Here is a 23676-nt window from a genome sequence, read left to right as displayed (position 1 = left end):
AAATATATTATTGTGACCATGCGGTAGGTTTCCTTTCCCACCTGTGCTTTCGCAGTTCTTCATATAACTTTCCGGGCAGTCCTTTTCCATCGCTGGTGCCAACGTTAGACAATACATTCCGTTGTTTGCGCATACCCGGGATAATCGTACTTACATCAGAATTCATTAAAATAAAACGCAAAGCCATTTCGGCCATGGTCATTCCCTGAGGAACCAGTGGCCTGAGCAAATCTGCCTTATCTGCGCTTGCATTTAAATTTTCAGGCACAAAATAGGTGCCGCGCCAATCGCCTTCCGGAAAGGTTGTTTCCCTGGTAATATTACCTGTTAGCGTACCTTCATCAAAAGGCACTCTGGCAATTACAGCTATATTATGCTCTTTGCATAAAGGAAATAAAACATCCTCAGGGGCCTGGTCAAAAATATTATAGATTACCTGTACGGCATCAAACAATCCTGTTTTCAGGGCTTCTATTCCATTCTCGGGTTCCCATCTGTTAACACTAATTCCCATGGCGGCAATTTTACCTGCCTTTTTTAAATCCTCCACTGCCCGTTTCCACTCTTCCCTATCTGTCCAGGCATCGTCCCAGGTGTGAAATTGCATAAGGTCTATCTGTTCTGAATCCAAATTTTTCAAGGTCCTGTGCGTATAGTCCAATATGTGTTCTGTTGGATAGGACTCCTCAAATAAATACTCAGGTTTTGCAGGCCATTTAAAGTTTTTAGGTGGAATTTTACTTGCTGTATATAGTTTACGGTTCGGGTATCTTTTAAGGAGTTGCCCTAAAAGTCGTTCGCTATGCCCCTCGCCATATCCCCAGGCGGTATCAAAAAAATTAACGCCATGCTCAACGGCCAGATCTAAAGATTTTGCAGAATGAATATCATCAGATTCTTTCCATCCACCCATTCCCCACATCCCATATCCAATCTCACTGACGCTCCAATTTGTTCTTCCAAAAATTCTGTAGTCCATAAAGTCAATTTTTATCTCCTAAATATAATGTTTTCAATGAATACTATTCTCCACTTAAAAAAATTCGAGCAATACACTTTTGAAAATTAGCAAGTTTTTTTTGCACTCAACTGTCGGAAGAGTGCCAATCTTATCTCAAACAGCCAACCAATTCTCTAAATCCAAATCATTAGAACTAAAAATCTGAATTCGATATTCTGATCCGCTGATGACTTAACGATACCTTTCCTTTAGATCCTTCATCATTTCTTTATACCTTTTCTTAACTTTTTCATTGGGTGATTGGCATAGGTATATGCGGGTCCCATTTTCTCTGAAATAAGGATCATTTATGACTTTTTTGAGCTCTACCTCTTCGAAATATGTAGGCAAGAGGCTATCCGGATTAGTAGTGTTACCCAAATCAGAATGAACATAAATCAGATAATCCTTGCTAATGCTTTCCGGCGACCAGAAAACGAAACTTGCATTAGGAGATATAGGTTGAGTAATATTGTGTTTTTTGCCATAAAACATGATAGCACCGGCCTGTCCGTAATGATAGCAATATATATGGCAATTGTCCCGGTTTTCCTCCCCCAGGTCCAAATAGATATCACTTACAGCCTCTCCTATTTCCTTCCACCCGGTCATGTCCGCCATATCCTGAGGCAGGTCGTGCTGCTCTCCATCTTCCCATCTGAAAGCTCCTTTGTTAAAGGATTTCTCAAAAGTATTAAATGGAATACCATCAAACGGCAGTGAAAAATATAACCCAATTGCCATGAAAGCAACCAATAGTGCAAATGTCAGATTCAGATATCGCACGATATACTTTTGGACAAAATATGCTCCAAAAACAAACAATATAGGATATATCCCAAGAGTATAATAAGCCTTTCCGCTCCCAGCCAGCAGAAGCACAATAAGAAATATATAGGAATAAGCAAAAATGCGGTACTGTCTTTCCTCTTTATTAAAAAGCAAAATGAGCAACGCACCCATCCAAAGCAACAAAGCCTGGGCATTCATCAGAAACTGCTCCGCTATAAATCCCAAAGACTCAACGTGCACGAGTTGTGTTCGTCGCAACTCCTCCATATGCTGCATGACAGGCCAATTATTTTCAAATTGCCAGTAAAGATTTGGCGATATAATCAACAATGCAATTATTATGGCCAAAACAAAATATTTCGTCGAATATAGCTTACGATATCGCGTAAACAGCATTGCAAATCCAAAGGAGGTATAAAGGAAAACGATAGAGTATTTATTGAGAAAACCCAAACCGAATACGAATCCAATCCATAACCACATTTTCAGATCTCCACTGGAGATCAGTTTGTAGAAGAGGTAGCCTGATAATAACCAATAAAAGTGGTTAAAGGAAACAGGTTGAAAAAGAGTATTTGCATGTAAATAAGCCGGTGAGAAAATATAGGCAAAGCAAGCCAGGGCAATGGCAATTTTTTTTCCTCCTAAGTCCCTTGTGAATATCCCGATAATAATCACATTGATTGCGCCAAATAGAAAAGGAAAGAATCGAAGGCCAAATATGGTATTCCCGAATAATGTAGTTGCCACCTTTCCAATAATTGCAATTGAGGGCGGTACCGCTACATACCCCCAAGCCAGGTGCTCACTTAAAGCGTAGTACAAATAGGCATCTCTATGCAGTTCGTAGTTGTCAAAAGTAGCTATATGCACCATTAACTTTAGTATAGCCAGGACAAGGATCATTATCCCCGTAGAAGAGATCCAAAATTTGAACTTGTTTGCCGTCATGAAAAAAAAATTCTAAGAGACTATGTCAAATATGATACTGCCTTAGCTATCAGGGATAAAGCCAACTCTTCAGATCAGCTCCCGGCGGTGCACTTACCGCAATACGTTTCATAATCTTTGGAACATACATGCTGTTGTATCTTAGTCTCGAAATATGGTTGGGCTCATCCGGATCGCCATTCCAGCAGTGTTCTGCCCTGTCGCCATACAAAACTTCTCCCCCATAATATGGATCCGAAGTATTTTCGAGGAATTCTTCCATCTTATAAACTGCATTGTTCAAATAATAGTTATCCATATCCCCACAGTAAATATTAATCTTCCCTTTTAATTTCTCTCCCAACTTATCCCAGTCCCTCTCCAGAATATGGCGCAGGTCATAATTCTCTTTCCAGTAATTTGCGACCTCAGAATCTATTATTCCTGTCTTTTTATCCCATATACGCTCAGGGTATCCTTCTTTTCCCTGAGGGGAATAGGTAGCCTCCCAGATATCCCACTGCTGGCCCGATCGGGATTTATCTCCCAAAACCAATTCCAGATGATTCTCATCGCGCACCGTAGATTGAATCTGGCCTAAATAGTCCCTGTGAGCAGGTACCTCCAGTGTTTTATGTTCACTTTTGTAGAAATAGGCATTTTCATCTTCATAGATATTGGTAAGAACATAAGCACTGAAATCTATTGGATCCGGACATGCGGCAAAACACCCATTATATTCTTCGGGATACTTTACCTGGACCGCCAATGCTTCCCAGCCCCCGGTAGATCCGCCATATAAAAATCGAGACCATCCTTCTCCAATACCCCTGAACTCTTTTTCAATATGTGGAATTAGTTCATGCGTTATGGCATCACCATATGGTCCCTGGCTGGCAGAATTAACCGCATATGAATCATCATAGTAAGGGGTAGGGTGCTGAATTTCTATGATCAGAAATCTGGGAAAATCAGGTTCATTCCATCTTTTATAAAAATCGTAGGCTTCTTGCTGCTGTATGATATTATAGCCAGAAACTTTAAAGCGTTCAGCATATTCCGGTTCAAGGTTTGGATCTGGTGGAACGGTTCTGAATCCTCCAAAATCATCAGGGAAATGCCCATGGAATATCATAAGCGGATATTTTGCTTCCGGATGATCCTGAAACCCTTTGGGCAAAAGCACATGCGCTCCTAAATATATGTCCCTGCCCCAAAACCCTGAAAGTTTTTCAGATCGCAGCTTGATGTGTTTTATCCATTCTGTATCTTCCGGTTCTTCAATAGGTGGTATTACCTGATCCATTTCAACAGCTATTTCCAAATCTCCATTTTCCGGGATGGTTACTTTAAAAGGTTTACTGTAAAAATTGCCGGGAGACTTGTTCCATTTCTGGCCTTCCCCATTATCCATGGGCAACTTCACCGTATGACCCGTACTCAAATTAAAGGTTTCATAAACATGTAATAAGGCCTGCACCCAATATACTCCCGGGGGCACTTCGGCCAAACTGGCATAAGGAAACCCAAAATTTGCAGCATCAAAAATCTGTTCAGAATTGGGAGTCATTCCATCCACATTCATCCCAAATATTAATTGGGTGTTTAGTCCGCTGTTTATCTGAAAACGGGGTTCATTTTCATAATTTGTAGAAAGCATCAGCAGTAATCGACCATCCATGGCCTGAGAACTTATAGCATCTGAAAATGAAACTTTAAAAGTTGTATTCGGTTTATCTTCAGAGGCCGACTGACATCCGGATAAACAAATAAGTAAAATACAAAGCAACAAAACAGGTCTGAACATAGAAGTTAAATTTGAGACAAAAGGTACTCAATTCCCTTATACGATCAAATTTCTATGCACATTATTCAGCTCAGATTTAAAAGACCGTTTTACCGATTATTTTGTGTTCTCCTTTTACGCGCAAGAAGCGTATTTTGCAAAAGCATGGCAATAGTCATCGGGCCTACGCCGCCGGGGACAGGTGTAATATAGGATGCTTTTTTACTAACAGATTCAAAATCAACATCGCCTGTTATATAATAGCCCCGCTCTTTACTCTCATCGGGTACTCTTGTAATTCCTACATCAATAATTACGGCCCCGTCACGTACCATATCCCCGGTAAGAAAACCGGGAACTCCCAGGGCGGAAACGATAATATCTGCCTGGAGGGTCAAGGCTTTTATGTCTTTAGTCCTGCTATGTGTTAAGGTTACTGTGGCATTGGCAAACTTGCCTTTCTGGCTAAGCAATATACTAATAGGCCTCCCAACGATATGGCTGCGGCCAATAACAACAGCATGTTTGCCTTCTACTTCTACATTATATCTTCGCAATAATTCCATGATGCCAAATGGAGTTGCCGGTATAAAAGATTCCATATCCAGTGCCATTTTTCCAAAATTTGCAGGATGGAAACCATCTACGTCCTTATCCGGATCTACTGCCAGCAATACTTTTTGTTCATCAATATGTTTAGGCAAAGGCAATTGCACTATATAACCATCTATTTCCGGATCGTTATTAAGTTCACTAACCAGGTCTAATAGTTCTTCTTCTGATGTGTCTTCAGGTAAGTGTTTAAGGGTAGATTCAAAACCTATGCGATTACAGGAGCGTACTTTGCTTCCTACATAGGTGAGACTTGCACCGTCATTTCCCACAAGTACTGCTGCCAAATGCGGGACTTTTTCGCCTCGTGATTTAATTTCGCCAACCTCAGCGGCAATTTCATCTTTAATTTTATTTGCAATTTCTTTTCCGTTGAGAATGGTCATTTAGTAGCTAATTATAGGTTTAAAACTGTTATTTCATATTCTGCATCATCTGCATCATTTTTTTGCCGCCCCCACCTTGCATCATTTTCATCATTTTACTCATTTGATTAAATTGTTTCAGCAATTGATTTACTTCCTGTATACTGCGACCACTTCCTTTGGCGATTCTTTTTTTTCTGTTGGCATCCAGTTTTGAAGGATTAGATCTTTCATCAGGAGTCATAGAGTGGATAATGGCTTCAACGTGTTTAAACGCATCATCATCGATATCCATGCCCTTAAGGGCCTTTCCGGCACCAGGTATCATCCCCATGAGGTCCTTCATGCTGCCCATCTTCTTAATCTGCTGTATTTGATTAAGGAAATCATCAAAACCAAACTTATTTTTGGCAATTTTTTTCTGAATCTTACGTGCTTCTTCCTCATCAAATTGTTCCTGTGCACGTTCTACAAGGGAAATAACATCTCCCATTCCAAGAATACGATCTGCCATTCGCGCAGGGTGGAAAACATCTATAGCATCCATTTTCTCACCTGTACCAATAAATTTTATGGGCTTATCAACTACCGACTTAATGGATATGGCTGCGCCACCTCGTGTATCTCCATCAAGCTTGGTCAGAATTACACCATCAAAATTAAGCACATCATTAAATGCCTTAGCCGTATTCACTGCATCCTGACCTGTCATGGAATCCACGACAAAAAGTGTTTCCTGCGGATTTACCGCATCCCGGATGTTGGCAATTTCAGTCATCATCTGCTCATCTACCGCAAGGCGTCCTGCGGTATCAATTATCACTACATTGAATCCGTTACTTTTGGCATAAGCCAATCCGGCCTTTGCAAGGGCAACCGGATCCGAATTCTCCTTATCTGAAAATACTTCAACCCCAATCTGGTCTCCGACAATATGCAGCTGATCAATGGCAGCCGGCCTGTAGACATCACAAGCTACCAATAAAGGGTTTTTAGATTTTTTCTCTTTTAGATAATTTGCAAGCTTGCCAGAAAAAGTAGTCTTACCAGATCCCTGCAGACCCGACATAAGTATAACAGATGGATTACCTGAAAGATTAATTCCTTCTGCATCCCCACCCATTAATTGGGTAAGTTCATCCTTAACAATTTTGACCATCAGCTGGCCCGGTTGTAAGGTGGTCAAAACATTCTGACCCAGGGCTTTTTCCTTTACCCTGTTTGTAAATTCCTTGGCAATTTTAAAATTAACATCCGCATCCAGAAGGGCCCTTCTGACCTCTTTGGTTGTTTCAGCTACATTAATTTCTGTTATCTGGCCATGCCCTTTGAGGACATGTAATGCTTTATCCAGTTTATCACTTAAATTATCAAACATCTTCTATCCGAATTATGACGAAGTGCAAATTTAATAATAACAATGGGATGATGGAAGGCTCTTGAAAGAAATATAAAAGAGAAAAGGGCAACTTCTTTAAGAAGCTACCCTTTTCAGCAAAATAGGGGGCAAATAAGGTATTTTTAAATACTTTTTCCGTTAAGGAGTTGTCTGTGGCCTTACAAAAATAAGTGTACTCACCTTTTCCACAGTACCGGCGTCATCACTAATATCCTTAAGTATTATTTTATCATTGGTAATTGAATCCAATTCCCAGTCTTCCGTAAGCTCGTCAAGAATATCTACTTCTCCGAAGTTCAGGTATACTTTAAGCTTACTATCGCTATTTCTAAGCACTCTCCACAGACCCGGATAAGAAACACCCGTTTCTGAAAGTGTGGTATTTATTAAATTGTTAGCCATGAAATTGAAGTTGTATCCTATATAATTTTCAGTTTCATTCGTTACGCCGTCTTCATAAAGACTAACTATCCAATCACCTTCCATCATAATGGTTCTGATTTCAGCAACATCGCCATCATTTGCATTATCATCACACACTCTCTGCAGTACCAGCTCGTAACCGATCTCTTCAACTTTAAACTTCAATCTGTCATTTCTCAGATCAGATAATGGCCATTCAAAGTTAACTCCCGGCTCAGATCCCATAGTAATAGACATTACAAGTCTGCCTTGTTCGTTCATGGTAATTTCCCATGTTCCTTCAGAAGTATTTTCACCGTTACCCAATGTTATAACTCCTTCCGGCAGAAAGTTAAATTCATAACCCAGCAGTCTGTCTATTTCTACACCCTGGTTTTTAACCTTTTTTATAACCCAGCTGCATTCTTTCAGGATTTCTCTTAGAGTATTGGGATCGGTGTTAAAAAGATCACATACGCTATGCATAATAATCCTGTTTCCACCTTCTGCATAAAGTTTAATCTTGCCTTCTCCAATTTCGTATACAAACCATTCAAGATTAAAATCAACCAATACATCAAATTCAAGATTAATAAGTACCCCATGATCCGTAATCCTGGTGCTCCAGGCACCCATTAGGTTGTTACCCATTCTATCTTTAACGGTTACACCTCCATCTTCCGAAAAGTTCATCACATATTCAAAGTACTGATCTGACTGATTTATTTCATCTCTGATAACTTCGTGAATCAACCATGGGCATTCAACCAACAGACTTTCTAAACGTTCCTGGGTAAAATCATCATCATTGTAATCATCATCGTCATCCTCGTCACAAGCATATTTAGCCATTTCAATGGCATTTGCCAATTCAGCATTGTTCCTCACTTCAATTTTTGTCCCGTCATACAATTCCATTGCTACGGGGAAGTCAATTCCGATTAAGTCATTATCGTCCAGACCGTCAAAAAATATTCTAAGATCTTTATCAGATTCTACCGTTACCGAACCTGTTTCAACCTCATTGATATCGAAAGTGTATATCGTAATAGGGTATACAAAATCTATACATTCTATATCATCATCCTCGCCACCCTCAACACATTGCTGAGCCAATTCGCGCAGGTCATCAATTCCGGCAATTTCAATTACGGTAAAATCGGCAAGTGTAATAACAATCGGAAAAATAATTTCAAGGAAATCCTCATCATCTTGCAATTCATCGAAAATTTCTTCAATTAAATGAAGTCCTTCTTTAGATTCAATGGTAATTTCAACGCCATTTGCTTTGACAGTATATGGAAATTCTATCGCAAAGCAACTGGCACCATCAACGATATTGTCAAAAGAACCATCTTTGGAAGCAGTGTTTTCAATAAGCTTGGCTGTAGAGGAACTTGCATTTATAGTTTGCTGTTCATCCGGTTGTGGTAATTCTTCAAAGGCCTCCTGACAGGCATTAAAAGAAAATGCTGCAACAAGAAGCAGGGTTTGCAGTGAATATTTAAAAAACTTTTTCATAACGATTTGGATTTATTTGTTGTTCGTATAACTCTAAAACAATTACTTTTTAAAATACCCTACCCTTTTTTTAATTTTTTTTAAAATATCTTTGAAACAGAACCAACGACAAGAACTCTATAATTATGGACAATGTATGTGAGGAGGAAGTGTTCAGCAGCCTCTTCAAAACTAATTCCAAAACGGTTTTTAACTATATATATTACAAATTCGGAAACGAAGAGAAAGCCTATGACGTCGTTCAGGAAGCTTTTATTAAACTCTGGGAGAATTGCGCAAAAGTCAGTCCCGAAAAAGCGAAGTCGTATGTCTATACTGTTGCAAATAACCTTTATTTAAATGTAATCAAGGCAGAAAAGGTCCGCTTAAAGTATGCAAACAAGTCTAATGACACTTCTAACGAATCACCAGAATTCTTGTTGGAAGAAAAAGAGTATAAGGAAAAACTGGATAAGGCTTTAAATAGTCTTCCTGAAAATCAAAGAACCACTTTTTTGTTAAATAGAATTGATGGCAAGAAATATGCAGAAATTGCAGAGATGGAAGGTGTAAGTGTAAAAGCGATAGAAAAGCGCATGCATCTTGCGTTAAAAGCCCTGAGGGAACAAATAGAAGGAATCTAGCCGCCATGTCCGGGGATAGGTTCCGGATGTTTTTAAAAATTTTTGATCGTGAGGGTAGGGTTTTTTTATTATTAGTTGTTTTAATGTTATAAAGCTAGAAATCATGCAAGAAAATTACCTGGCAAAATGGCTGAATAATGACCTCTCCGGAGAAGAACTCGCGGCATTTAAAAAATCTGCCGAGTATGCCTCTTATGAGAAGTTAATCGATGTCAGCGGCTCTTTAAAAGCGCCGGATTTTGATGTGGATAAGGCCTTGAATGATTTCAAAAATAATCAGCTTCAAAAAGATGTAAAAGTAATTAAGATGAATCCAATGCGGAAGATATGGCGCATTGCGGCTGCCGTAGCCGTTATTTTTGTTGCATCCTACTTTTACATATCAACTTTAGATGAATCTGTATCTACTAAATATGCGGAGCGCAGTGAAGTAAGGCTCCCGGATAATTCTGAGATTATCTTAAATGCGGATTCCAGGATAACCTACAGTGAAAAAAATTGGGATAAAGAAAGAAACATATCTCTGCAGGGAGAAGCTTTTTTTAAGGTTGCCAAAGGACAAAAATTTACAGTCGCCACAAAAGACGGTTTAGTTACCGTATTGGGTACGCAGTTTAATGTTGAAAACAGAAAAGGATTTTTTGAGGTTAGCTGTTATGAAGGCCTTGTAAGTGTTACTTTTAAGGGTAAAGAAACAAAACTTCCTGCCGGTAATTCCTTTATGGCCATTAACGGGGAAGTCTTAAAAACAGAATCTCCTGAAAACGGTATTCCTTCATGGATGAGTAATGAAAGTACTTTTAAAAGTATTCCTTTGAAGTATGTCCTGAATGAGTTTGAAAGACAATATAATATTGAGGTTAAAACTCAAAATGTTAATCTCGGGCAATTATTTACGGGCTCTTTTAGCAACACAAACTTAAATTTGGCGTTACAGAGTATTAGTACTCCTTCTCAGATAAAGTATGAATTAGAAGGGAACAACGTGCTATTCTATGCCGAAAACGCGCCGAAATAGTATACTGCTTTTTTACCTGATACTTTTGCTTGCCCTTTTTTCTTCAAGGGCACAGGTAAAATCATTTCCAAAAAATATTAGTCTGGTTTCCTATATCCGGCAATTGGAGAAAGATTTTGACGTTAAATTTTCTTACGTTGACGAGGATCTTCAACCTTTACTGGTAGATACTCCCGAAGCTGGTTCTCTTGAAGCTATTTTAGATAATATTCGGAATCAGACCCAATTAATCATCAAGAAGCTTAGTAATCGCTACTATACACTATCCAAAAGTACAACCGTAGATATTTGCGCCTATGTTCTGGATAATTATAGTGAGAATTCCGCACCGGGTGCATCGGTAGAAGTCCTGGGCAGCAGTATTTCTACGGTTACAGATGCAAACGGCAGGTTTACCCTCGACAATATCCCGAGAAAAGCCTCTATACGAATAAAGCATCTTGGTTTTAAACCAAAATATGTAACCGCAGAGGATCTGGTAAGTAAAAACCCCTGTTCCAAGCTATTATTCAACTTAAACTATCAACAGCTGGACGAAGTTGTAGTATTTAAATTTCTGACCACCGGACTCACCAAACAAACAGATGGCAGTATAACGGTTAATACTGAAGATTTTGGAATACTTCCCGGACTTTTAGAACCGGATGTTCTGCAAACTGTGCAAGCCCTTCCCGGCATAAAAAGCATTGATGAGACTGTATCAGATATCAATATAAGAGGAGGCACAAACGATCAGAACCTTATTCTTTGGGATGATATTAAAATGTATCAATCTGGTCACTTTTTCGGGTTAATTTCTGCCTTTAACCCCTATTTAACGGAGCATGTTACCATTATAAAAGATGGGACCAGCGCAGAGTACGGGGATGGCGTGAGCGGAATCATAAGCATGCAATCAAAAAATAAAATTGAAGGTAACTTTTTCGGAGGAGCCGGATTTAATATGATAAGTGCTGATGTGCATGGACAAGTCCCTATTTCAGAAAAATTAGCGTTTCAATTCTCAGCCAGACGTTCCATAACAGACCTGGTAAACACACCTACCTATAATCAGTTTGTTAAAAGAGCTTTTCAGGATACAGACGTGGAAGATGTTTCGGGTCAAAGCAGCGATACCAATATCAATCAGGATGAAACATTCTATTTCTATGATTTCACGGCTAAAGTCCTATATGATATCAATGAGCAGCATAAGGCGCGATTTAGTTTTATCAATATCAACAACAACCTGGATTACACAGAAACTGCAGTAAATTTGGCCAGAACAGATCAGAGCAACTTAAACCAAACCAATCTTTCTTTTGGCGGTACTCTGGAAAGCATATGGACGGACAGGTTCTCAACAAAGCTTAATGCTTATTATTCCAATTACAATCTTGATTCCGAAAACAGAATAAACAATGGACAACAAATCCTCGATCAAAGAAATGAAGTAATAGAAACTTCGGTTAAATTAAATACCAATTACCAGCTCAATACAAATTTAAACTGGCTAAACGGGTATCAATTTTCCGAAGTGGGTATTTCCAATTTTACAGATGTAACACAACCACCATTTGAGAGCAATATTAAGGGGGTCATACGAACAAATTCCATCTATAGTGAAATTTCCTATGCCTCCCCCAACAAGAAATTAGTGGCAAGGGGCGGGGGTCGATTAAATTATATCGTGAATGTGCAATATTTCGATGAATTTATTGTTGAGCCGCGTTTAAACCTCAGTTATTCGCTCTATCCAAATCTGCAATTAGAAGTGAAGGGGGAGTTTAAAAACCAGACTACAAATCAAATAATTGATTTGGAACAAAATTTTCTGGGGATTGAAAAAAGACGATGGATGTTATCTAACAATAAAAACGATACTATTCCCGGTAATCCAAATTTACCCGTTGTAAAAAGCAAACAGGGCTCTCTGGGACTCAATTATGATAAGGGAAGGTGGTTTGTTGGTCTTGAAGGGTATTATAAAGAAGTAGATGGTATCAGCACAGTAACGCAAGGCTTTCAGAATCAAAATCAGTTTAATGGTGAAATTGGTAAATATGATGTAAAAGGACTGGAGTTTTTAATAAATTATAAAAATTCCTATTTCAGTACCTGGTTTAGCTATGCTTATAATCTGAATAATTACACTTTCGAAGATATAGTTCCGAATGTATTTCCCAACAATCTGGATATTCGCCATACCATAACCTTTGCCGGAACATACACTTATAAAAATCTAAAGCTTGGTGTTGGCATCAATTACAGGACCGGGAAACCCTTTACCGAACCAATTGACGGGCTCGATTCGGTAGATTTCACAACTTTTCCTGTTTCGATAATTTACAAAGAACCCAATAGCAGTCGTCTGCCAGATTACGTCAGGGCTGATGCCTCGGCAATTTATAACTTTAATATTTCCAATGGTGTAAAGGCTACTGCCGGTGTTTCCATTTTAAATATATTCAATAAAGAAAACATATTGAATACCTACTATAAGTTAAACGATCGGGATGAAATAGTGACTATTGAAAATGTTTCTTTGGGGTTCACTCCCAATTTGAGTTTTCGCGTTTCATTTTAGAACCAGAATCCCTCCAAAAGAAATCGACAATTAAGAATAGTTTGTTATAAGTGAAGAAGCTAAGGCAGAGAAATTATTTTTACATTCTAACAGGCACCTCTATACCCAGGAGTTGAAAAGCAGATTTAATTACCTCACCTACCTTCTTCGCCAGCTGTATCCTGAAAGTCCTTATCGCTTCTTCTGATTCTCCTAAAATGGATACCTGCTGGTAAAATGAATTGAATTCCTTGACTAAATCATAGGTATAATTGGCAATCAATGCCGGGCTGTAATTTTCAGCTGCCAATTGTATAGTTTCAGGGTAGACTTCCAGCTGTTTTATTAATTCCTTTTCTTTAGGATGCAGTTTGATATCCTGCCGGGGTGCATTCAATAGCTCCTTAGGACTTAAATCAGCCTTCCTTAGAATAGATTGAATCCTGGCATAGGTATATTGTATGAAAGGGCCTGTGTTTCCCTGAAAATCCACTGATTCTTCCGGGTTGAATAATATTCGTTTTTTAGGATCAACTTTTAATATGTAATACTTTAAAGCTCCCAGACCAATAATGCGATATAATTTTTGTTTTTCTTCTTCAGAGTAATCCTCGAGTTTTCCCAATTCCTGAGAGATTTTTGCAGCGGTGTTCGTCATCTCATCAATCAGGTCGTCTGCATCCACCACGGTTCCTTCCCTGCTTTTCATCTTCCCCTCCGGCAAATCTACCATCCCATAACTCAGGTGGTATAAATGTTCCGCCCAGGAATAACCCAGTTTCTTTAGTATCAGAAATAATACCTTAAAGTGATAATCCTGTTCGTTTCCTACTGTATAGACCATCCCCCCTATGTCCGGAAAATCCTTTACGCGCTGAATCGCGGTGCCAATGTCCTGGGTCATATACACAGAAGTACCGTCTGCCCTTAGAACTATTTTCTCATCAAGTCCCTCATCAGTAAGGTCTATCCATACACTACCATCTTCCTTTTTATAAAATATTCCGTTTTCTAACCCTTGCGCGATCACGTCTTTACCAAGCAAATAAGTATCACTCTCGTAATAGAGCTTGTCAAAGTCTACGCCCAAATTTGCGTAAGTCTCATCAAAACCGGCATATACCCAAGCATTCATTTTCTTCCAAAGCTCAACTACTTCAGAATTCCCCGCTTCCCACTTGCGAAGCATTTCCTGAGCTTTTAAAAGTATGGGAGCTTCCCGCTCGGCCTGATTTTTATCCATACCAGCATCAATAAGATCCTGTACCTCTTCTTTATATACCTGATCAAATTTAACATAGTACAAACCTGCCAGTTTATCACCTTTTAACCCGGTACTTTGCGGAGTTTCCCCGTTCCCAAACATTTGCCAGGCAAGCATGCTTTTGCAGATATGTATGCCCCGGTCATTAATGATCTGTGTTTTATATACCTTATTTCCGTTAGCCTTTAGAATTTCTGCAACGGAATAGCCAAGTAAATTATTTCGGATATGACCAAGGTGCAATGGTTTATTGGTGTTTGGGGAAGAGTATTCTACTAATACTGCATTGTTCTCCTGCACCGGTTTGCGACCATAAATTTCATCCTCTCTGATGGAATTAAAGAAATTTGTGTAATACGAATCGGAAATTACCAAATTCAAAAAACCCTTTATCACATTGAATCCCTGAACTTCATTTAGTTCGCGCTCCAGGTAGGAGCCTATTTGAATTCCAATTTGTTCGGGATTTCCTTTTATATAGCGAAGCATGGGAAAAACAACCAGGGTAATATCTCCTTCAAAATCCTTTCTGGTAGGTTGAAATTCCACCGTGGGTAATGAAGTACCATAGATCGAAGCCACAGCTTCAATAACCTTTGTCTGAATAACCTCCTGAATATTCATAAAATTTACCCAATTAAGGCTGCAAAACTAATGAATTTTTAGACTTTTATAGTTCGAAGCTTTAAGTGATTACAAAAATTTGCAGTTTTAGGCAACTTTTTTCAGAATTGCGTAGTTCCGGAAAATTGCCCCTTTCGAAAAAATATAGAATAAAATAAAAACCATGCTGGTAAACGTCTCTTATAACAATAGTGATATTACAAGGAAAATTGATGGTGAAGTGGGCAAACCTTTTACCTTAAGAGAGCGTTGGGTCCTAAAAGGAATTGGCTCCCCCAAACTTTTAATAACGGAAACCAGTACAGAAATTAGGAATCTTCTGCTTTTAGACAATAATCTGAACACTTGTAATGTGGAAATGCGTCCAAAAGGAATAATTGTACGATTCCGTTCACTTTTAGAGACCTATGCCCTGGTAATCCCCTATTATAAACTCACAATTTATAAAGGTGATTTTGCCGTTTATTCCATCTTTCGTGATCATTATTTTATAAAAGTCAAATCGGACACAAAAGCAATTCAGAAATTCTTTAGGAAAATACTTGATTTTAAAGCTGACAATTTACCTACCTCTATTGAAGATTTATAAAGGATGAAAATACTATTAACCGGAGCTAACGGATATATTGGAATGCGCTTACTGCCGCTCTTGCTAAAAGAGGGGCATGAAATAATATGTGCGGTTCGAAACAAAGAACGTCTTTCCATAGATCCTGATACCCGATCAAAGATATCCATTGTTGAGATTGATTTTTTGGAACCTGTTGCAGAAGGAAAAATACCTCTGGACATTGAAGCCGCTTATTTCCTTATTCACTCCATGAGCGCATCTACAAGCGATTTTGATGAAATGGAAGCCAGGACCGCTCATAACTTCAATAATTCTATCAATAAGACAAGGGTAGAACAGGTCATATATTTGAGTGGTATCGTAAATGATGAAACCCTTTCCAAACACCTATGGTCGAGGAAAAACGTTGAAGAGATCTTATCTCAGGGAGAATTTAATCTTACAGTACTAAGAGCAGGAATTATTGTGGGATCGGGAAGCTCGTCTTTTGAAATAATTCGCGACCTCTGCGAAAAACTACCGGTTATGATTACACCCAAGTGGGTCCTTACTAAAACCCAGCCCATTGCGATCAGGGATGTCATGCATTTTCTGACCGGGGTGCTGGGCAACAGAAAAACATATAATAAATCTTTTGATATTGCCGGTCCGGATGTCCTTACTTATAAAGAAATGTTGCAGCGATACGCGCAGATAAGAGGCTTTAAAAACTGGATTATTACGGTTCCTGTTATGACTCCAAAGCTATCTTCTTACTGGCTCTATTTTGTGACTTCTACTTCTTATAAGTTGGCGCTAAACCTTGTAGACAGTATGAAAATTGAAGTGGTGGCAAAGGACAATGAATTAGAGCAATTACTGGGAATGAAAACGCATACGTATGAGGAGGCCATAGATATGGCTTTCAAAAAAATAGAACAAAACCTGGTTGTAAGTAGCTGGAAGGACAGCATGATTAGCGGAAGACTGAATAAAAATTTGGGAAAGTTTATTCAGGTACCTAAATATGGTGTACTCAAAGACGAGAAAAATCTTAAAATAGAGGATAAAGAAGCTGTTTTAAATAATATATGGAAAATTGGTGGAGATAATGGTTGGTACTACGGTAATTGGCTATGGAAGTTAAGAGGGTTTATTGATAAACTTAGTGGTGGTGTCGGACTAAGACGGGGACGTACACATCCCGATAAAATCTTTCCGGGCGATTCTTTAGATTTTTGGCGTGTATTATTAGCGGACAAGGAAAACAGCCGTCTTCTGCTATTTGCAGAAATGCGCTTGCCGGGTGAGGCATGGTTGGAGTTTAGAATTGATGAGGACAATATATTACATCAGACAGCTACTTTCAGGCCACGAGGCTTAAAGGGCAGGTTATATTGGTATTGCGTACTGCCTTTTCATTATTTCATTTTTAGTGGTATGATTAGGAATATAGCAAAGGCATGATTTTTTAAAACATACGTAACAATTAAATAGATGATTCGTCTTAAATAATATCTTAATCAATGATGTGTCTGATGAGTAAACCCATTTCTAATTTTTTTATTTACGTATTCCTTCTGACTTCTATATCCCTGCAATGCCAATCTATTTCCTCAAGGGTCGTAGATATTAAAACCAATGAAGGTATTCCCTATGCGACGGTTCAATTTTCTGAAGATCGTGGCATTATCACCAATGAAGAAGGGAGATTTAGCATCAATTTAAATTCCGGGATTAAACAGCAGGATTCCATCTATATTTCCAGTATGGGATATAAAAAAACCGCTGTCCCTTTTAAGGCCTCTCTGGATAGTGTTATTTACATAGAACCAAAGGCTATAGAATTAAATGAAGTATATCTGTTTAATAATGATCTCAGCATAGATGAAATCATTGAAAAAGTGAAAGAAAATTTATTAGTAAATTATAACCGAGACCCTATAAGGCAGCGCCTGTTCTTCAGACAATCAAGCCTTAATACCATGACTAAGCTGGATATTGAATTTGAAGAATCTACTATTGAAGAGCTTAATAAAAAATTTCTGGACAGTGTAGTCTCTATTTTACCGAGAAACGCATCTTACTATACTGAAAGTCTCTGTGATTTTTACAGAAAACCAGATGAACACAGGTTATATATTGAAAAGGCTGCAGAACTATACGATAAAAATAATGAAGGCTCCATGGAAGCCCTTTCAGCCAAACTAGAGCGAATTTTCAGAGAAAATGTCAAGCCGAATTCTTATTTAAAAATTAAGTCGGGTTGGTTTGGACAAAAAGTAGAGATTGATTCTATATTTGATTCTTCAGAAGATAAGGCAGACTTAGAAAATGAAGCTATAGATGATGGAAACAAACATTTTCTGTCATCCAAGAAAAGTCAGTTGCACGATCTTTATTCTGAGCTGTTCTATAATGATGACACTAAGCTAAATTTTATTGCCAAATCCAACCGCTATGAATTCAGTTTAAAAGGATATACTGCCATAGAAGACGAGGGCGTTTATGTCATAGGATTCAGCCCAAAAAGATCAGAAGATTTCAGAGGAACCATTTATGTAAATATTGAAGACTTTGCAGTAATGCGAATAGATTATGAGAACGTAAATTCATTAAAAAGAATAAAATTACTGGGCTTCTCCTATGAGGAAATCACATATAAAGGAACTACAATTTTCAGCAAGGGAAGCAACAACAAGTATGATTTACGATTCATTGACAAGGTATTTGGCCGTAAAATGGGGGTGAGAAGGCCTTTGAGTGTAATTGAGAAAAACAAATACGTAAAAGGAAGGAGGAAGCAAAATGAATTGTCTATGGAGCTGGATATTGTTAACTTCAATACGGAAAAATACGAATTAGTTGTCTTTGATTCGGAGCTAATCAGTACTGGGGAATTTTCTAATTCTGTTGAAAATGAAACTGTTAAAGCCACGTACCTTTCCAGCTATAATCCTGAATTCTGGGAGGGATATGATATAATGGAGCCCAATAAAGCTATTCGGGAATTTACGGTTTCGGATGAATAGGCTTTTGTTCCAAAAAACATCTGAAATTGTGGAATTGGATTAAATTCCTTACCCTTCCGCTTTGATAATATTCATCGGTTTTCCGTTTACCTCAGTGGATTCTGCCGTCCCGGGATTGACCATCATCTGGGATAACGGAAAAATAAAAACAGATAGGTTTGTTAAGTTTTAAAACTATTTCCTGGGTAAAAACACCTCAGCCATCATGCAACGGGCACTCCCGCCGCCGCAGGCCTCAATGGTGTCCAAAGTACTATGTACTATAGGATTGTACTTTTCCAGTGTTCTAATCTGATCGGATCTCAGGCTCTTGTATGCCGCAGAACTCATGATCAAATACCGCTCTTCCGATCTTCCTGCAACCTGCAGCATATTTCCGGCGAAATGATGCATTTGTTCCTCGGTAATGTCAATAATCTCCTTTCCATCCCCTTTCAGATGAGCTAACACATTTTTCCTTTCTTTCATGTCATCGATAGAGTTTAAACAAATTACTGCATAGTCCTCGCCCATACACATCATAACGTTGGTATGGTATATAGGCAGGCGTTCTCCATTAACAGATTGATATGCAGTAAAGATAACCGGAGTGCATTCAAAGTCTTCACAGAACTCAATAACCAGTTCTTCATGTGCCCGGTCTGAAAGTGCACAATACACTTTTTGATTTACACGGTCCATTAATATGCTGCCTGTGCCCTCCAGAAAAAGGCCTTCTTCTTCTGCGGAAGTATAGTCCACAATATTCTCAATGAGAAATCCTTTGGTTTCAAGAATATCAAGAATATCCTCTCTTCGCTCCTTTCTGCGATTTTCGGCAAACATGGGATAAATCACTACCGTGCCATTGGAATGAAAAGAAATCCAGTTGTTTGGAAAAATTGAATCTGGTGTATCCGGATCAGGAGTATCCTCAACTACGATAACCTCTATTCCTTTAGCCCTTAATACAGCAACAAACGCATCAAACTCCTGCTGTGCCTTGAGGTTAATTGTATTGTCATTAAGGTCTATATCCTCCATAAAATAGTTATTCACCGCGGTCTGTTCGTTCATGCGAAACCGGACCGGGCGAATCATCAAAATGGTGTTGGTAATTTGCCGCATTATTTACTGAATAATTCAGGATAAATGTAACCATTTCCCAATTCATTCTACTACTAATTTTTACTTATGAAGTAATAGTCATGTTTAGTAAAAAGCCCAATTTAAATTCTTAAAAATCGGTGCCGTTATTTGTAATAAGTGTACTTAAAATTTGAAGAGAAAAAGCGACTGAGCTACCCCGGTACCACTATATAAAATTTAAGGAATAATCAGAACTGAAATGCTAGTCGCGCACTAATGGCATTGTGCTGCATCTTAATAAGCCACCCTGTTTGGAGACTTCGGCATATGGAATTTCTTCTACAGTAAAACCCTGGTCTCTAAGCCAATTATTTAACCTTGTAAAATTTCTTTCGGAAACAATCACATCCGGGCTTATCGAAAAAACATTACTATACATTTGATACATTTCATCACTGGTGATTTCAAAAAGATTCTCTCTGCCAAAATGTGAAACAAGCCAATCGTATTCCTCTTCTATCAGGAACCCATTTTTATGAATAATGCCCTTATCATGACCAATAGGTTGAAAACAACAATCCAGATGAAGGGCATTTTCCCTGGGGTTCACAATACACTTGCGTAATTCAAAAGATTTTACCTTCTTATGCGGAAACATTTCCTTTATATATTCTACCCCTTCCCAATTGGTCCTTGCCGTTATATAGTCCGGGTAATCATGACCGGTATATGTGCCTATAAATATGTAATCCTTCCAGGGCATAACATCGCCACCTTCAATATGAACCTCTTCCGGGGGGTACAATATTTTCTCCGGGGCAATATATTCCAGAACATGTAAAATTGCTTCAAATTCTTCTTCCCGGTGCGGAAGGATATTTGCTTTTATTAGTTTATCCTCGATGACAAATGCGATATCCCTTGAAAAGATCTGATTACAATCTGCCAGTATCTCCGGTCTGAAGACCTGTACGTCATATTTTCGAAAAACAGCAGCGAAAGCCTCCATTTCCTGAATCATATCTTCTTCGAGGGGATAGGTGCCGGCCAGTATATGCTCTAAAGATTTAGGATCATATGCATCTTCCGGCTTAGGCACGGGACCATTACTTTTTGCAGTACCTAATAAAACGGCTCTTAACCTGGATGTCTCATCATAGACGTTTAAATTCAGCATTGGTTTCGTCTATGTAAGGCTATCGCTTTTCAAGGTTTTTAAAAGGTCTTAAGTTTTCTCCAATATATATCTGGCGTGGCCTTCCAATTGGTTCACTATTTAAGCGCATTTCCCGCCATTGTGCTATCCAACCCGGTAGGCGACCCAAAGCAAACATAACTGTAAACATATCCTGTGGTATTCCCAAAGCTCTGTAAATAATCCCGGAATAGAAATCAACATTGGGATACAACTTCCGATCTACAAAGTACTGATCTTCCAATGCCTCTTTCTCAAGACCCTTAGCAATATCCAGTATGCGATCTTCAATACCAAGATCTCCTAAAACCTCATCAGCCGCCTTCTTAAGGATCTTAGCCCTTGGGTCAAAATTCTTGTATACCCTGTGACCGAATCCCATCAATCTGAATGGGTCAGATTTGTCTTTAGCCTTAGCCATGTATTTTTTTGTATCACCACCATCATCATCTATAGCCTGAAGCATTTCAAGAACAGCCTGATTTGCGCCTCCATGCAGCGGACCCCAAAGCGCGGAAATTCCTGCGGACAAGGAAGCAAATAAACCTGCATGTGATGAACCAACTATTCTAACAGTAGATGTAGAACAATTCTGTTCATGATCAGCATGAAGAATCAATAATTTATCAAGTGCCTCTATGACAATTTTGTTCATTTCATAATCCTGATCAGGTCTTCGAAACATCATTTTATGGATATTCTCTACATAACCCAATGAACTACTTCCATATTCCAGTGGCAATCCTTTTTTCTTCCGTAAGGTCCAGGCTACTAAAACCGGGAATTTACCCAAAATCCGGACAATTGCATGATACATATCTTTTTCTGAGGAAACATTTACAGAGCTTGGATTAAAAGCGATCAGGGCACTGGTCAGTGAAGATAAAACACCCATTGGATGGGCAGATTTAGGAAAGCCGGCAAGGATTTTTTTCATTTCCTCATCTACATGAGCCTCCGCCTTAATGTCCTTATCAAATTTTATAAGTTGCTCTTCATTAGGCAATTCACCAAAAATTAGCAGGTAGGCAACTTCAAGGAAATCTGCTTTTTCCGCCAGTTCTTCAATGGCATAACCGCGGTACCTGAGAATACCCTTCTCACCGTCTAAAAATGTAACGGCACTTTCACAGGAACCTGTATTTTTATAGCCGGGATCCAGAGTAATTACACCACTTGAAGAGCGTAAAGTTTTTATATCAATGGCTAATTCATTTTCAGTGCCTTCAACAACAGGAAATTCATAAGTTTTCCCATTAACTTTTAAGGTAGCTTTTTCGGACATATGCTTGATTTTGATTAATAGAACGGTATTGTAAATTTAAGAAAAAGGAAGGACGTTAACAATTACTACGGCCAATAAGAATTGGGAAATTCAAAGAAAAATAGTTGACATGGCTATTTAGCAAACAGGTGTATAAATGATTATTTCAAAATAGTTGCTTTCAGTAGTATTTTTGATGCAATTTCCTGTTCAAATTAGGTTAAGGTTTGAGAAAATATAGCAGTTTATCTATATCTAACCATATCAAAAAAAGCCCTTCTTAGTAAGAAAGGCTTTTATAATTTTTTAGGCTTATGCCTATTGCACTTTTACTTTAAATGCTTTTTCCTGTGGATAATGAGCAACATCACCAAGTTCTTCTTCTATGCGAAGCAATTGGTTATATTTAGCCATTCGATCACTTCTGGAAGCAGAACCAGTTTTGATCTGACCGGTATTAAGTGCAACCGCCAGATCTGCAATAGTATTGTCTTCTGTTTCACCTGATCTATGTGACATAACAGAAGTATACCCGGCATTTTTAGCCATATTCACAGCGGCAATAGTTTCAGTAAGGGTACCAATCTGGTTGACTTTTATGAGTATTGAATTGGCAATTCCATTTTGGATTCCCCGTGATAACCTTTCTACATTTGTAACGAATAAATCGTCTCCAACTAACTGAACACTATCCCCAATCATTTCGGTTAATATCTTCCAGCCATCCCAGTCATTTTCATCCATTCCGTCTTCAATGGATATAATAGGGTATTTTTTGCTGAGGTCTGCCAAATACGCTGCCTGTTCTTCAGAGGTACGGATTGCACCGGAATCTCCTTCAAATATTGTATAATCATACTTGCCATTCTCATAGAATTCCGCTGCTGCACAATCGAGGGCAATCATAACCTCGTCACCAAAAGAATACCCGGCATTTTTTACTGCCAGTCCAATAGTTTCTATCGCATCTTCTGTACCTTCCAGCGTAGGCGCAAACCCTCCTTCATCACCTACAGCAGTACTCAGGCCTCTGCTGTGCAAAACTTTTTTAAGGTTGTGAAATATTTCCGTCCCCATTTGCATGGCATGAGAAAAGTTCTTTGCTTTAATCGGCATAATCATAAACTCCTGGAAAGCTATGGGCGCATCTGAGTGCGAACCCCCATTAATTATATTCATCATGGGCACCGGCAACGTATTGGCGCTGACACCACCAACATATCTGTAAAGAGACATTCCCAATTCATTCGCAGCAGCCTTTGCTACCGCAAGGGATACTCCCAGGATTGCATTGGCGCCCAACTCAGACTTGTTCGGAGTACCATCGAGTTCTAACATCGTCTGATCTATCAGGTTTTGATCAAAAACCAACATCCCTATTATTTTTTTTGCCAGTACATTATTTACATTTTCCACGGCTTTCGTGACTCCCTTTCCCATAAAGGCCTTTCCTCCATCACGTAATTCAACAGCTTCGTGTTCGCCGGTAGAGGCACCAGAAGGAACTGCGGCACGTCCTAATACTCCATTTTCGGTTATAACATCTACTTCTACAGTTGGATTTCCTCTTGAATCCAAAATCTGTCTGGCATGCACATCAATTATGGTACTCATATTATTAAATTTTTAGGTTGAATTATTGGGCAAAGATACAAAAGGCAGATAGACGTAACCCTATCATGGACC

The 23676-nt window shown here is 38.7% G+C and carries 17 protein-coding genes; 6 read left to right on the top strand and 11 right to left on the bottom strand.

The features are described from left to right. Positions 1-7: 7 nt before the first annotated feature. The 6 genes from G504_RS0100930 to G504_RS0100905 all read right to left on the bottom strand — a co-directional run bounded on the left by G504_RS0100930 (position 8) and on the right by G504_RS0100905 (position 8807). A complete protein-coding gene (locus G504_RS0100930) occupies positions 8-979 on the bottom strand; it encodes an aldo/keto reductase (RefSeq protein WP_019668247.1) in 972 nt (323 codons plus the stop codon). A gap of 213 nt (positions 980-1192) precedes the next feature. After that, the gene (locus G504_RS0100925; RefSeq protein WP_019668246.1) at positions 1193-2743 is read right to left on the bottom strand and encodes a glycosyltransferase family 39 protein; all 1551 of its coding nucleotides are present in this window, start codon (positions 2741-2743) and stop codon (positions 1193-1195) included. Positions 2744-2792: 49 nt separating this feature from the next. Further along, positions 2793-4529, bottom strand: a complete 1737-nt coding sequence (locus G504_RS0100920; protein ID WP_019668245.1) for an alpha/beta hydrolase-fold protein — start codon at positions 4527-4529, stop codon at positions 2793-2795. Positions 4530-4618: 89 nt separating this feature from the next. Next, on the bottom strand, positions 4619-5506 hold the full coding sequence (gene folD / locus G504_RS0100915; RefSeq protein ID WP_019668244.1) for a bifunctional methylenetetrahydrofolate dehydrogenase/methenyltetrahydrofolate cyclohydrolase FolD: 888 nt from the start codon (positions 5504-5506) through the stop codon (positions 4619-4621). Positions 5507-5534: 28 nt separating this feature from the next. After that, positions 5535-6863, bottom strand: coding sequence for a signal recognition particle protein (gene ffh, locus G504_RS0100910; protein WP_019668243.1), 1329 nt, complete (start codon positions 6861-6863; stop codon positions 5535-5537). Positions 6864-7022: 159 nt separating this feature from the next. Next, complete coding sequence (locus G504_RS0100905) at positions 7023-8807, bottom strand: hypothetical protein (protein WP_019668242.1); 1785 nt, start codon at positions 8805-8807, stop codon at positions 7023-7025. Positions 8808-8932: 125 nt separating this feature from the next. Between G504_RS0100905 and G504_RS0100900 the strand changes: the two genes are divergently transcribed. From G504_RS0100900 to G504_RS0100890, 3 genes are all read left to right on the top strand, one after another. Further along, positions 8933-9430, top strand: a complete 498-nt coding sequence (locus G504_RS0100900; RefSeq protein ID WP_019668241.1) for an RNA polymerase sigma factor — start codon at positions 8933-8935, stop codon at positions 9428-9430. Between the two features lie 103 nt (positions 9431-9533). Next, the gene (locus tag G504_RS0100895) at positions 9534-10448 is read left to right on the top strand and encodes a FecR family protein (RefSeq protein WP_019668240.1); all 915 of its coding nucleotides are present in this window, start codon (positions 9534-9536) and stop codon (positions 10446-10448) included. Beyond that, on the top strand, positions 10426-13014 hold the full coding sequence (locus G504_RS0100890) for a TonB-dependent receptor (RefSeq protein ID WP_019668239.1): 2589 nt from the start codon (positions 10426-10428) through the stop codon (positions 13012-13014). The genes G504_RS0100895 and G504_RS0100890 overlap by 23 nt, the downstream gene beginning before the upstream one ends. Before the next feature lie 79 nt (positions 13015-13093). On the opposite strand, the gene argS is transcribed toward G504_RS0100890, so the two are convergent. Beyond that, the gene (gene argS, locus G504_RS0100885) at positions 13094-14881 is read right to left on the bottom strand and encodes an arginine--tRNA ligase (RefSeq protein ID WP_019668238.1); all 1788 of its coding nucleotides are present in this window, start codon (positions 14879-14881) and stop codon (positions 13094-13096) included. A gap of 163 nt (positions 14882-15044) precedes the next feature. Between argS and G504_RS0100880 the strand changes: the two genes are divergently transcribed. The 3 genes from G504_RS0100880 to G504_RS0100870 all read left to right on the top strand — a co-directional run bounded on the left by G504_RS0100880 (position 15045) and on the right by G504_RS0100870 (position 18463). Further along, positions 15045-15470, top strand: coding sequence for a hypothetical protein (locus tag G504_RS0100880; RefSeq protein ID WP_019668237.1), 426 nt, complete (start codon positions 15045-15047; stop codon positions 15468-15470). Positions 15471-15473: 3 nt separating this feature from the next. Next, positions 15474-16898, top strand: a complete 1425-nt coding sequence (locus tag G504_RS0100875; protein ID WP_019668236.1) for an SDR family oxidoreductase — start codon at positions 15474-15476, stop codon at positions 16896-16898. A gap of 71 nt (positions 16899-16969) precedes the next feature. Then, positions 16970-18463 carry a carboxypeptidase-like regulatory domain-containing protein gene (locus G504_RS0100870; RefSeq protein ID WP_019668235.1) on the top strand — a complete coding sequence of 498 codons (1494 nt, stop codon included), beginning with the start codon at positions 16970-16972 and terminating at the stop codon, positions 18461-18463. Between the two features lie 174 nt (positions 18464-18637). Here G504_RS0100870 and ctlX read toward each other — a convergent pair whose 3' ends face one another. The 4 genes from ctlX to eno all read right to left on the bottom strand — a co-directional run bounded on the left by ctlX (position 18638) and on the right by eno (position 23604). After that, positions 18638-19570: a citrulline utilization hydrolase CtlX gene (gene ctlX, locus G504_RS0100865; RefSeq protein WP_083930683.1), complete on the bottom strand. Its 933-nt coding sequence runs from the start codon at positions 19568-19570 to the stop codon at positions 18638-18640. A gap of 223 nt (positions 19571-19793) precedes the next feature. After that, positions 19794-20708, bottom strand: coding sequence for a dimethylarginine dimethylaminohydrolase family protein (locus G504_RS0100860; protein WP_019668233.1), 915 nt, complete (start codon positions 20706-20708; stop codon positions 19794-19796). Positions 20709-20727: 19 nt separating this feature from the next. Next, positions 20728-22011 carry a citrate synthase gene (locus tag G504_RS0100855; RefSeq protein ID WP_019668232.1) on the bottom strand — a complete coding sequence of 428 codons (1284 nt, stop codon included), beginning with the start codon at positions 22009-22011 and terminating at the stop codon, positions 20728-20730. A 297-nt stretch (positions 22012-22308) separates the two neighbouring features. Next, positions 22309-23604 (bottom strand): phosphopyruvate hydratase, encoded by a 1296-nt coding sequence (gene eno / locus G504_RS0100850; protein WP_019668231.1) that lies wholly within the window; start codon positions 23602-23604, stop codon positions 22309-22311. Positions 23605-23676 lie beyond the last annotated feature (72 nt).

Origin of the sequence: Eudoraea adriatica DSM 19308 (assembly GCF_000382125.1) — a bacterium.
GTDB lineage: Bacteria > Bacteroidota > Bacteroidia > Flavobacteriales > Flavobacteriaceae > Eudoraea > Eudoraea adriatica.
Note: the sequence above shows the minus strand (reverse complement) of the source record. Positions and strands in the feature narration are given on the sequence as shown.